Genomic DNA, 10,364 nt, shown 5'->3' with positions numbered 1-10,364 from the left:
GCCGGTCAGGGGCCGGTGTGCGCGAACGGCGTCCAGACGCTGGGCATGTCACGGCGTTCGGCGCGCAGGCGGCGCACGGCGTGGTGCAGCGCGGCGGCGGCCCGGTCGGCGTGCAGGACACCGCCGGGCGCGACGGCGGCGTAGACGTCGCCGGCGACCTGCGCGGCCTCCGCGTCCCACACCGACCACAGGGTCGCGATGACGTGCCGGTAGCCGGTGTAGTGCAGCGCCGCGGCGAGGGTGATCGCCTCGTCGGGCAGGTGGACGCCGCCGACGGCGGTCTTGCAGCCGGACAGGTAGGCGAAGTCGCCACGGTACTGCTGCGAGCTCAGATCGGTGACGGTCAGCGTGCCGTCCTCGACGAGCAGGCCACCACGCGACGGGTCGGCGAGGTTCTGCTCGCCGTGGCAGGCGAAGTGCACGGCGCCGTGGTTGCGCAGCTCGGCCATGACGGTGCCGCGGGTGGCCTCCGCGCCGACCAGCGGTGTGCAGCGCTCGCCGAACAGGTCCCTGACGAGCCGCTCCTCGACCTCGACGTTGGGCAGGTCCGCCTGCTGCGGCGTCTGCGGCATGCCGACGAACAGCATCCGCTGCCCGTCCGCGGCCGTCTCCGCCTCGTCGGCCTCTTCGTCGGCCTCTTCGTCGGCCTCTTCGTCGGCTCTGGCCTCGACGAGCGCGCGGAGGGTCGGCGTGTACGACGAGATGACCCGGTCCAGCACCGCCTCACCGGGCGTCGCGTGGTCACCGGCGGCGTGGATCGGCAGCAGCGCCAGCGGCCCGGTCGGGCACCACCAGACGCGCGGCCACTCCCCCGCCGGCGTCGTCGTGTACCCCAGGTGCCCGAGGATCTTCCCGGCGAAGGCGTGCCACATCCACCGCAGGCAGCGGTCCAGGGCGGCCTCGACGGTGTCCGCGGCCACGGTCACGTCGGCGTCGCGGTGGAAGCCGTCGCGCAGCGTCTCGCCCTGCCGGGCGCCGACGGCGTCGAGGTACGCCTGGACCTCCCTGGCGACGTCCTCCTGCCGCAGCTCGGGCAGCTCGACGACCTCGACGCCGGTCCGCTTGACGACCAGCGCGTCGCACCGCCACCGGCTGATGTTGATGATCACGACCGGTCCACGGTCCGCGGCCGGCAGCAGCGTCTCCAGCCGCGGCGGCCGCAGGAAGTCCTCGAACCCGTCGATGGCCCGCACCTGCTCGACGAGCTCGTCCCATTCGCGGGCCAGCGCCATGCGGCGGTCGACGTCCTGGGTGGTCCGGTCGGGGCTGCCGGGCATCATCGATCCATCAAACCGGACCGCCGCCCCGGGTTGAACGCCGGGCGGCGGATCCCGCCCGAACGTCCGAGCGTTGTCCGCCCGGCTGGTGGTCCCCGTCCGGCACCGGCCGCGCCGTCATGGCCACTCGGCCGGGGCGCACCTCGTCGAGCCGGTCGGCCGGGTCTCCGAGGCACGCTGCGGGCTACTCGCAGAAGACACGGACCGTGGTGTCGGGCTGGTCGACGTCGACGGTCATCTCGTCGAGGTGCTCGACCAGCTGCTCCAGCTGCTCGGGCTTGAGCTGCGTCAGGTCGAACGGCACGCCCGACCTGGACAGCTCGGCGTTGGCCCGCTCCAGGGCCTGCGGCGGGATGAGGGCGACGAGTTTGACGCCGGCGCGCAGCAGCTGCAGCGGCACCCGCACGTTGACCCGGCCGGGCTCGCCGGCGTCGCGTGAGTCGACGAGGACCCGCAGGTATTTGGCCTTGCCCTTCGGCTTGGCGTCGAAGGCCGGTGCAGCCGGCGGCCGGTCGCGCTCGAGGGCGGAGATGAGCTGCTCCGCCTCCTCGGCGGTGATCTTGCCCTCGGCGAGCATGTCGAGGATGTCCTTGCGCTGTTCGTTCATCGGAGGGTCTCCTATCGGATTGCGACGCGCACGCCGGTGCCGCCCTGGTCGATGTCGATCAGGGTGCCGGGCAGTGCGAAGGCGATGCGCCAGGCGGTGCCGAACGCGTGCGGCACGTCGACGCGGAACACGAGGCAGGCCACGAACGCGGCCAGTACCAACACAATGACGAGCGGGAAGAGGACGAGCAGGACGGGCAGGACGGGGATCCACAGCCGGAAGGGGCGACCGTCGGGACGCTCGACCCGCACGGTCACCAGCTGTGGCATCACGTGCCACCGTCCAGTTCGGACAGTGCCTGCTGCGCGGTGATCTCGCCGCGGCGCAACCGGTCGATGACGTCGGCGCGGGACGGCGCCGGGTCGGTCTCGACGAAGTCGAGCGCGGCGGTGATCCGGTTGAGCCGGGCCTTGATCGTCGGGTAGCTGACCCCGAAGATGCGCTCCATCTCCTTGATGGAGCCGTGGCACCGCACGAACGCGGTGACGAAGACCTGGTCCTCGACGTTGAGCTGGGCCAGCTGCGGCAGCTCGAACGCGCCCTCGACCGCGACGCCGTTGTCGGCGAGGCGCACCCGTTCGACGACGAACGGCCGGCCCCGGGTGAGGTTCGTGAGCTCCTGCCAGTCCATCGCTCGTTCCGTCATAACTCAATTTGTACCGGCGACAACCTCAACTTTCAATATGTCGATCTTAATTTTCTCAACTTCATGTGCGGACCCGCCGACACAGCAGGGCGCCCCGGCTCGTGCGAGCCGGGGCGCCCCGGGTGCGGATGGGAATCAGGCGTCGTAGACGAACATCTCCGCGGGGACACCGGGGGCGTCGATCAGCCGCCAGATCGAGCGCCACTGCGGCAGCTCGTGGTAGCGGCGCAGCGCGGCGACGCCGCTGAGCCAGCCGGCCCAGCCCGCGTAGGGCGGGTTCTCCGGGTCGAAGCCGCTCTGCACGAACGTGAGCCGGGTCTTGCCGTCCGAGCCTTCCAGCTCCCAGCTGGAGGTGAAGCCGTCGGCGAACCGCAGCGTCGCCTTGCGGCCCGGCTCGAACTCGACGTACTTCATCCCGCCGGGGTCGACGTCGAAGCCGCCCATCGCGTAGCGGCCGCCGACGTAGGGCTCGATGTCGACGTGGACGCCGGACCACCTACGGACGTGCTCGGCCTGGGTGAGGGAGTCGAACACCGCCTGCGGCGCGGCGTCGATGACCACCGAGCCGCTCAGGTCGGTCGCCGTGTAGTCGGGCCTCGGCGTCAGATCCCGGTCGGCGAGATAGTCGGCCAGGTTCGCGATCGCCAGGGTCCAGAACGTCTGCAGCTCGCCGCGCGGCCCGGCCTTGTCGGACAGGATCTCCTCGAAGGTCGGCAGGTCGCTCTGCGTCAGGGTGAGCAGGGCGCTGCCCGCGTCCCCGGCGTCGTCCTCGGCCACCGTGAACTCGACGGTGGTCTCGACGCCGCCGACGGTCCAGGCGAGGCGCAGGTCACGCTCGCCGGCGTGCAGGACGCGCTGGTGCGGCTCGGCGCCGTCGGGTGTGTCGCGGCCCCAGAACTCGTACCGGTCCGGCAGCGCCACCTCGGCGTGCTCGGCCAGCCACGCGCGCAGCGCGGCGGCGTCGGTCAGCGCGGCGTGGACGGTCGCGGGCGGGGCCGGCATGACCGCGATCAGGCGCAGGTCGTTGGACTCGGTCACGGTGCATCTCCTTGGTTGGCGGTGGCGGTGGTGTGGGCGGGGTAGCAGGCGACGGCCAGGCGGAACGCGTCGCCCTCGGCGCCGCCGTAGCGGGTGAACAGGTCCTGCAGCACGTGCTGCAGCTCCTCGAGGAACGCCGCGCGCTGCTCGGGCCGGACCCGGATGTCGCCGGACACGCCGATCGAGGGCAGGTCCGGGCGGGAGAGGTCGAGCGCGGCGACGTCGGCCTGCACGTCCTCCACCAGGTCCAGCAGGTGGCCGAGGCTGAGCCGGTCACGGGTCTGGCGCAGCCCGATGCGGCCCACGAGGCGCGGCGACAGCCAGTAGGACCGGGCGGCCGCCTGGTAGATCCCCTCGTGGATGCCGCGCACCCGCCGCTCGCTGACCTGGCGCACCAGGTCCGCTTCGACCAGGCGCTTGACGTGGTAATAGACCCGCTGCGGGGTCTGGTCGAGCTCGGCCGCCACCTCGGTGCACGACCGGGGCACGGCGAGCTGCCGCAGAACTTCGATCCGCTGCGGCTTGAGCAGCGCCTCGGCCTGCTCGATCTGGTCCAGGTACACGACATCTCTCATGGCAAACACAGTTTTTACGTACAACAATTTTTTGTCAATAGCCCGCCGCCGGACCGCGGCGACGGTCGGGGGGCGTCAGCTGAGCCAGCGGTCCAGTTCGGTGAGGACGTGTTCGATCTGCGGGTGCAGGGCGTCGACGATCTCGGCCGGCGTCTGACCGTCGCGGGTGCGGCTGCCCGACTCGGCGATGACGATCCGGAAGACGCCCGCGAGGGCGATGCCCTGCAGACGCGCGATCTCCGGTGCGACCGGGCTCGTCTCGGCGATGGCGGTCGCGACGGCCGTGGCCAGGCGGTCCATCAGGTCCAGCGCGAGCCGGTGCACGGCGGGGCTGATCGCGGCCAGATATCCGAGGGTGCCGCGGGCGAGGTCCGGCGGCATGTCGCGGATCGCCGACACCGTCTCCAGGACGAAGCCGCGGATGGCGGCGGCCGGGGTCGTCCCCGCCGGGCGGGAGCGGATCAGGTCGCCGAGCTGGTCCTGCACCTGCTGCTCGCGATCGGTGACCAGGTGTTCCTTGGTCGGGAAGTAGTTGTAGAGCGTCTGCTCCGCCACCTCCGCCGCGCGGGCGACCTCGCTGACCGTGACCCGCTCATAGCCGCGCTCGGCGAACAGCCGGGCCGCGGTCTCGGCGATCAGGCGGCGGGTGCGCGCCTTCTTCAGGTCACGGAGTCCGGTGCCAGCCACCCCGCCAGTGTACCAAGCCACATTTTTAGAGTGAACTCTAAATATCGCGTACGCTCCAGACATGCCGACGACCCTGCGAAGCTCCTGGATCGCCCTGACCGGGCTGTCCGCGGTGTTCCTCTTCGAGATGCTCGACAACTCGATCCTCAACGTCGCGCTGCCCACCATCGGCCGCGACCTGTCCGCCTCCACCACCGCGCTGCAGTGGGTGACCAGCGCGTACGCCGTCGTGTTCGGCGGGCTGATGCTGGCCTTCGGCGCGCTCGCCGACCGGTTCGGCCGCCGCCGGGTGATGCTCACCGGCCTGACGCTGCTCGGCCTGGCCAGCCTCGCCACCCTGTTCGTCACCACCGCGGGGCAGCTCATCGCCGTCCGCGCGGTCATGGGCGTCGCGGCGGCGATGACCACGCCCGGGTCCGTCGCCCTCGCGTTCCGGCTGTTCGACGACGACGGCCTGCGCGTCCGCGCGATGACCCTGATCTCGACCGTCGGCCTGGTCGGGCTCGCCGCCGGGCCGACCCTGGGCGGCCTGGTGCTCGCCGTCGCGCCGTGGCAGGCGCTGCTGCTGGCGAACGCGCCGATCGCCGTGCTCGCCATCGCCGGTGTCCGGGTGGGCATCGCCGCCGACGATCCCGGCGAGCTGCACCGCGACCCCGTGGACGTCGCCGGCGCGGCGCTCGGCACGGCGACGATCGTCCTCGCGCTCGTCGCGCCGACCCTGTTCGTGGGTGAGGGCGCGCGGGCCGGCTGGGCGGCGACCGTCGCGGCCGTCGCGGCGGCGGCGCTCTTCGTCCTGCGCGAGCGCACCGCGCGGCACCCGCTGCTCGACCTGGAGCTCGTCGCCCGCCCGCTGGTGTCCAGCGGCCTGGCGTACAAGGCCGCCGCCGGGCTGGCGACCGCCGGACTCGGGTACATGGTGACCCTCCAGCTCCAGCTCGACTGGGGCTGGTCGCCCGCCCTCGCGGCCGTCGGCATGCTGCCGCAGGTCGTCGTCCTCATCGGCGGCGCCGTGTTCGTCGACCCGTTCGTGCGGTGGGCCGGTCTCGAGCGCGCCGCGTGGATCAGCGCCGCGACGGTCGTCCTCGGCCTCGGCGTGTACGGGCTGCTGAACAGCTTCGGCTACGTGTGGGTCGCCGTCGCGCTGGTGCTCGTCGCGGCCGGGATGCGCGTGGTCGGTGTGGTCGCCGGGGTCAACGTGATGCGCGGCCTGCCGGCGCACCGGACCACGACCGGCGCGGCGCTCGTCGACACCGCCACGCAGGTCACCTCCGGAGCCGGTGTCGCCGTCACGGGCACCGTCCTCGCCGCGCTCTTCACCGGCACCATCGCCACGTCCCACTGGAGCCCGCGGCAGACCGCGCAGTTCGAGACGGCGGTCACCGCCGCCGGTCTCACGCTCACGGCCGTGGCCGCCGCACTCGTCGGCTGGGCCGTCCTGCGCATGCGGTTCACCGGTTCCGGCCCTGGTCAGGGCCAGGAAGCCATATGATCAACATTCCCCGCCGCCCTTTCGAAGGAGCAGGCGCATGGCAACGATGTTGTACCGTCTCGGAACCTTCGCGGCCCGCCGCCGCTGGATCGTGCTCGGCATCTGGACGGCGATCCTGGTCGCCATCGGCATCAGCGCGGCCACCCTGGCCAAGCCGACCACGTCGGCGATCACGATCCCCGGCACGGAGTCGCAGCGGGCGATCGAACTGCTCGCCACGAAGTTCCCCGGCACCGGCGGCGCCGGCCACTGAGCCTCACCGGCACACCAAGGGGGCGCCGACCGTTCAGTCGTGCTCATCCGTCGGCTGCAGGCCCGCCACGCCGTCGCGTCCGAGGCGGTCCCGCTCAGCGGCGGACACGGCGTCGAGGCGCTCGAAGGGGCCCGGGCCGCGATCCGGCTTCGGCTGGGCACCCAGGTGGCGCACCCGGAGCTCGTCCATGAGCTCCTCGACGAACGCCGGACCCGCATCGCGCATGAACCGCTGCCGGCTCCGGAGCTCGTCACTGCCCGGACGCCAGTCGAGACCCCAGTTGCCGAGTGCGCAGAGGATCGGAAGCGTCTGGACGCCGGCTTCGGTCAGGCTGTAACGAGCCCGCTGCCCCCGCGCGCCGGCACCGCGGGTGAGCAGCCCCGCCTCCACGAGCCGCACGAGGCGGTCGGCCAGGATGTTCGACGCGATGCCCTCGACCGACCCGGTGAGCAGCACCCGGAAATAGCGACGGTCGCCGAAGACGACGTCGCGGAGCACGAGCAACGTCCACCGGTCTCCGAGCACCTCGACGGCGGCCGTGATCGGTGACCCGGACCGTGGTTCCACCGCTCCTCCTTGACAGGCAATCCGCCCCCAATATAGTAGTTGCAGATCGCAACCACTAGGGGGTGGCAACAGGATGGGCCGCTTCATTTACTCGATGAACGTGTCCCTCGACCTGCGGATCGAACAGGTTCCCGGGGACAACGGCGCCGGCGAGTGGCTGCGCATCGACGAGGAGCTGCACCGCGAGGCCAACGCGCAGACCCGGGCGCTCGCGCTCATGGTCCACGGCCGGGTCTTCTACGAGACGATGGAAGAGCACTGGCCACGGACGCACGAGGACGCGTCGCTGCCGGACTACATGCACGAGTACGGCGAGATCTGGACCGCCAAGCCCAAGGTGCTCGTCTCCCGCACCCGCCACAGCGCCGGGCACAACACCCGGATCATCGGCGGCGACGACGCGATCGAGCAGCTCGCCGCCGTGCGGGCCGGGACCGACGGCAGCATCAGCGTGGGCGGTGCCACGCTCGCGACGCAGCTGCTCCGAGCGGGGCTGCTCGACGAGCTGCTGCTCTGGACCCACCCTGCCGTCCTCGGCTTCGGCCGGCCGCTGTTCGACGACTATGACATGCCGATCGACCTCGACCTGATCGAGCAGCGATCATTCAAACAGGGGGTCACGATGCATCGCTACGCCATCCGCGACGCAGGCGAGGCGATCCCGTGCTGACGCAGGTCGCCGACGGTGTGCTCGTCCACGAGAGCGAGTTCGTCCAGAGCAACGCCATCGTCGTGCAAGGCCGCGCCGGCGTGCTGCTCATCGACCCCGGGGTGCAGGACCACGAAATGGCCTGCCTCGCCGGCGACCTGGCCCGCGCGGGCCAGACCGTCGTGGCCGGCTTCTCGACGCATCCGCACTGGGATCACCTGCTCTGGCACGCCCAGCTCGGCACGGCCCCCCGGTTCGGCACGGCCCGCTGCGCGGCCGCCGTCCGGGACGAGCTGTCCGACCCGGACGCGAAGGCCCGCATCACCGAACACCTGGAGCCGACGGGCATCGCCGACCAGGTCCCGCTGGACCTGTACGGTCTCATCACCGCCCTGCCCGCCGGGACGGCGCGGATTCCGTGGGACGGCCCCCAGGTCCGGATCATCGAGCATCAGGCGCACGCACCGGGCCACGCGGCGCTGCTCATCGAAGAGCGCGGGGTGCTCGTCGCCGGCGACATGCTCTCCGACGTCCTTATTCCGATGCTCGGCATGACCGAGACCGCGGACCCGATCGAGGACTACCTCGCGGCGCTGCGACTGCTGGAGGGCGTGGCGGGCGACGTCGATGTCGTCGTCCCCGGCCACGGGTCGGTCGGCGGAGCCGGTCAGGCGCCCGCACGCATCGAGCTGGATCGGGCCTACGTGCTCGCCCTGCGCGATGGCCGCGTCCCCGAGGACCCGCGGATCGGGCCAGCGGCCAAGCCCGGCTGGGACTGGGTCAGCGACGTGCACAACGGGCAGGCCCAGCGCCTCGCCGAAAGCACCGGACGCGGCTGACGCCCGGCGCGCGGCCGGCACCCGCCGGAGCGACCGGGCAGGTGATCACGCCGTTGAGGACGGCGGCCGGCGGGCCCGCTGGAACGTGCGCGGGCCCGCCGCCGCCGTCCGTCGTTCATCAGACGTTGACGCCGTAGTCCTTCGCGATGCCGGCGAGGCCGGAGGCGTAGCCCTGGCCGACGGCGCGGAACTTCCACTCCGCGCCGTTGCGGTACAGCTCGCCGAAGACCAGCGCGGTCTCCGTCGAGTAGTCCTCGGTCAGGTCGTAGCGGGTGAGCTCGTTGTTGTCGGCGGAGTTGACCACCCGGATGAAGGCGTTGGTCACCTGCCCGAACGACTGGCTACGGGCGTCGGCGTCGTGGATCGACACCGGGAAGACGATCTTGTCGACCTCGGGGGCGATGCCCGCGAGGTTGACCTTGATCATCTCGTCGTCACCCTCGCCCTCACCGGTGAGGTTGTCACCGGTGTGCTCGACCGTGCCGTCGGGCGACTTGAGGTTGTTGAAGAACACGAAGTGCTGGTCGCTGAGGACCTTGCCGTCGGCGCCGACCAGCAGGGCGCTGGCGTCGAGGTCGAAGTCCGCGCCGGTGGTGGTGCGGACGTCCCAGCCGAGGCCGACGTTGACCGCGGCCAGGCCCGGCGCGGCCTTGGTCAGGCTGACATTGCCGCCCTTGGTGAGGCTGACTCCCACTGCATACCCTCCACAGGTAGTTGACTGGGCACCGGTGTGCTCCAGCTACGAGTTTGCTTGATCGGCGCTACAGGATGACGCCGAAACGCTCTCGGCGATGGTCAACACTGCCCCCATCGTGCCCCGTCACCCTGGACGTTCGCTGTGAGGCGCGCCGCCCGGTCCACTCGCACTCTATCGAAGCGTGCGTCGCGCCGGTCGGAGCCTCCGGGGTTCGCCACGGCACGAGCATGACCGTGGCCGTGCCGCCGGGGTGATGACGACGCGGAGCCGGGTGTGAGCGGCATCGACGGTGGCCGGTCGTGACCACCCCAAGCCATCGACGGCCGGGCATCGTCATGGAACTGTCATATGTTCGCGGGACGGTTGCCATGCCGTGCCCGCAGGGTGGAGGCCTGTCCGCACCGTCCGATCGGGGACCCACGATGACCGCGCTGCTCAGCCTCGACAGCAGGAACTTCACGCTCGCCTGCGACGGGTGCGGCCAGCTGGTCACCAACCTCGCCCCGACGATGGGCGACTGGGCCGTCGCGTGGAGCCTGTTCAGTCAGGACGGCTGGACCGGTGACGACCTCGCGACCGGCCCGCACGCCTGCGGCCGCTGCACGCGGACGTCGCCGCCGCCGCGGATGGTCGAGCAGGCATTGACGCGTGAGCGCACGACCCCCACCGCGCGGGAGTCGCGCCGCCTGAGCGTCACCCACATCGCGGACGTCGCCGTCGTGACGCTGTCCGGCAACCCGGACCTGCTGGTCAACTCCCGCCTCCGCGATCTCGTCCTCGACCTGCGCGGCCGGGCGCGACGCCTCGCCGTCGACGTCACCGGCGTGTCCCGGCTGGACTCCGGCGCCTTCGACGTGCTGGTCGAGGCCCACCGCCAGCCGATCGCCGTGTGCCTCGTCGGCCCGGCCCCGCAGATCCAGGACGCGCTGCGCCTGCTGAGCCTCGACGGGCTGTTCCCGGCGTTCCGGACCCTGCCGGAGGCGTTGGCCGGCGATCCGGCCGGCGCTGCCGCACTGCCCACGGCGGACGTCCCGTAGACC

Annotated in this window: 14 protein-coding genes; 5 read left to right on the top strand and 9 right to left on the bottom strand. The window is 71.7% G+C overall.

Going from position 1 to position 10,364, the window contains the following annotated elements:
* Window positions 1-5: 5 nt before the first annotated feature.
* The 7 genes from ABZS58_RS11550 to ABZS58_RS11520 all read right to left on the bottom strand — a co-directional run bounded on the left by ABZS58_RS11550 (window position 6) and on the right by ABZS58_RS11520 (window position 4,830).
* Window positions 6-1,280 carry a CHAT domain-containing protein gene (locus tag ABZS58_RS11550; protein WP_354780220.1) on the bottom strand — a complete coding sequence of 425 codons (1,275 nt, stop codon included), beginning with the start codon at window positions 1,278-1,280 and terminating at the stop codon, window positions 6-8.
* A 181-nt stretch (window positions 1,281-1,461) separates the two neighbouring features.
* Window positions 1,462-1,884, bottom strand: coding sequence for a hypothetical protein (locus ABZS58_RS11545; protein WP_354780218.1), 423 nt, complete (start codon window positions 1,882-1,884; stop codon window positions 1,462-1,464).
* An 11-nt stretch (window positions 1,885-1,895) separates the two neighbouring features.
* The gene (locus ABZS58_RS11540; protein WP_354780216.1) at window positions 1,896-2,153 is read right to left on the bottom strand and encodes a hypothetical protein; all 258 of its coding nucleotides are present in this window, start codon (window positions 2,151-2,153) and stop codon (window positions 1,896-1,898) included.
* The gene (locus ABZS58_RS11535; RefSeq protein WP_354780214.1) at window positions 2,153-2,530 is read right to left on the bottom strand and encodes a DUF2089 domain-containing protein; all 378 of its coding nucleotides are present in this window, start codon (window positions 2,528-2,530) and stop codon (window positions 2,153-2,155) included. Before ABZS58_RS11535 ends, ABZS58_RS11540 begins: the two co-directional genes overlap by 1 nt.
* 135 nt (window positions 2,531-2,665) lie before the next feature.
* Window positions 2,666-3,568, bottom strand: a complete 903-nt coding sequence (locus ABZS58_RS11530; protein ID WP_354780212.1) for an SRPBCC family protein — start codon at window positions 3,566-3,568, stop codon at window positions 2,666-2,668.
* Window positions 3,565-4,143: a helix-turn-helix domain-containing protein gene (locus ABZS58_RS11525; protein ID WP_354780210.1), complete on the bottom strand. Its 579-nt coding sequence runs from the start codon at window positions 4,141-4,143 to the stop codon at window positions 3,565-3,567. The genes ABZS58_RS11530 and ABZS58_RS11525 overlap by 4 nt, the downstream gene beginning before the upstream one ends.
* A 75-nt stretch (window positions 4,144-4,218) precedes the next feature.
* On the bottom strand, window positions 4,219-4,830 hold the full coding sequence (locus ABZS58_RS11520; RefSeq protein WP_354780208.1) for a helix-turn-helix domain-containing protein: 612 nt from the start codon (window positions 4,828-4,830) through the stop codon (window positions 4,219-4,221).
* 61 nt (window positions 4,831-4,891) lie between these two features.
* On the opposite strand from ABZS58_RS11520, the gene ABZS58_RS11515 reads away from it, so the two are divergent.
* The gene (locus ABZS58_RS11515) at window positions 4,892-6,319 is read left to right on the top strand and encodes an MFS transporter (protein WP_354780206.1); all 1,428 of its coding nucleotides are present in this window, start codon (window positions 4,892-4,894) and stop codon (window positions 6,317-6,319) included.
* Window positions 6,320-6,356: 37 nt separating this feature from the next.
* Window positions 6,357-6,572: a hypothetical protein gene (locus ABZS58_RS11510; RefSeq protein ID WP_354780204.1), complete on the top strand. Its 216-nt coding sequence runs from the start codon at window positions 6,357-6,359 to the stop codon at window positions 6,570-6,572.
* A 33-nt stretch (window positions 6,573-6,605) separates the two neighbouring features.
* Here the strand turns inward: ABZS58_RS11510 and ABZS58_RS11505 are convergent, their stop codons facing one another.
* Window positions 6,606-7,139, bottom strand: coding sequence for a helix-turn-helix domain-containing protein (locus ABZS58_RS11505; RefSeq protein ID WP_354780202.1), 534 nt, complete (start codon window positions 7,137-7,139; stop codon window positions 6,606-6,608).
* Window positions 7,140-7,212: 73 nt separating this feature from the next.
* Here ABZS58_RS11505 and ABZS58_RS11500 point away from each other — a divergent pair, with 73 nt between their 5' ends.
* A complete protein-coding gene (locus tag ABZS58_RS11500) occupies window positions 7,213-7,809 on the top strand; it encodes a dihydrofolate reductase family protein (protein WP_354780200.1) in 597 nt (198 codons plus the stop codon).
* On the top strand, window positions 7,803-8,627 hold the full coding sequence (locus tag ABZS58_RS11495; protein WP_354780198.1) for an MBL fold metallo-hydrolase: 825 nt from the start codon (window positions 7,803-7,805) through the stop codon (window positions 8,625-8,627). Before ABZS58_RS11500 ends, ABZS58_RS11495 begins: the two co-directional genes overlap by 7 nt.
* A gap of 118 nt (window positions 8,628-8,745) precedes the next feature.
* Here the strand turns inward: ABZS58_RS11495 and ABZS58_RS11490 are convergent, their stop codons facing one another.
* Complete coding sequence (locus ABZS58_RS11490) at window positions 8,746-9,321, bottom strand: TerD family protein (protein WP_354780196.1); 576 nt, start codon at window positions 9,319-9,321, stop codon at window positions 8,746-8,748.
* Between the two features lie 425 nt (window positions 9,322-9,746).
* On the opposite strand from ABZS58_RS11490, the gene ABZS58_RS11485 reads away from it, so the two are divergent.
* Window positions 9,747-10,361, top strand: coding sequence for an STAS domain-containing protein (locus tag ABZS58_RS11485; RefSeq protein ID WP_354780194.1), 615 nt, complete (start codon window positions 9,747-9,749; stop codon window positions 10,359-10,361).
* Window positions 10,362-10,364: the final 3 nt, after the last annotated feature.

The organism is Dactylosporangium sp. NPDC005555 (genome assembly GCF_040605635.1).
GTDB lineage: Bacteria > Actinomycetota > Actinomycetes > Mycobacteriales > Micromonosporaceae > Dactylosporangium.
Note: the sequence above shows the minus strand (reverse complement) of the source record. Positions and strands in the feature narration are given on the sequence as shown.

Coding starts and splice junctions, on each gene's coding strand:
- ABZS58_RS11525 (WP_354780210.1), bottom strand. CDS start 4,143: ATGAGAGATGTCGTGTACCTGGACCAGATCGAGCAGGCCGAGGCGCTG.
- ABZS58_RS11485 (WP_354780194.1), top strand. CDS start 9,747: ATGACCGCGCTGCTCAGCCTCGACAGCAGGAACTTCACGCTCGCCTGC.
- ABZS58_RS11500 (WP_354780200.1), top strand. CDS start 7,213: ATGGGCCGCTTCATTTACTCGATGAACGTGTCCCTCGACCTGCGGATC.
- ABZS58_RS11550 (WP_354780220.1), bottom strand. CDS start 1,280: ATGATGCCCGGCAGCCCCGACCGGACCACCCAGGACGTCGACCGCCGC.
- ABZS58_RS11540 (WP_354780216.1), bottom strand. CDS start 2,153: ATGCCACAGCTGGTGACCGTGCGGGTCGAGCGTCCCGACGGTCGCCCC.
- ABZS58_RS11515 (WP_354780206.1), top strand. CDS start 4,892: ATGCCGACGACCCTGCGAAGCTCCTGGATCGCCCTGACCGGGCTGTCC.
- ABZS58_RS11510 (WP_354780204.1), top strand. CDS start 6,357: ATGGCAACGATGTTGTACCGTCTCGGAACCTTCGCGGCCCGCCGCCGC.
- ABZS58_RS11545 (WP_354780218.1), bottom strand. CDS start 1,884: ATGAACGAACAGCGCAAGGACATCCTCGACATGCTCGCCGAGGGCAAG.
- ABZS58_RS11535 (WP_354780214.1), bottom strand. CDS start 2,530: ATGACGGAACGAGCGATGGACTGGCAGGAGCTCACGAACCTCACCCGG.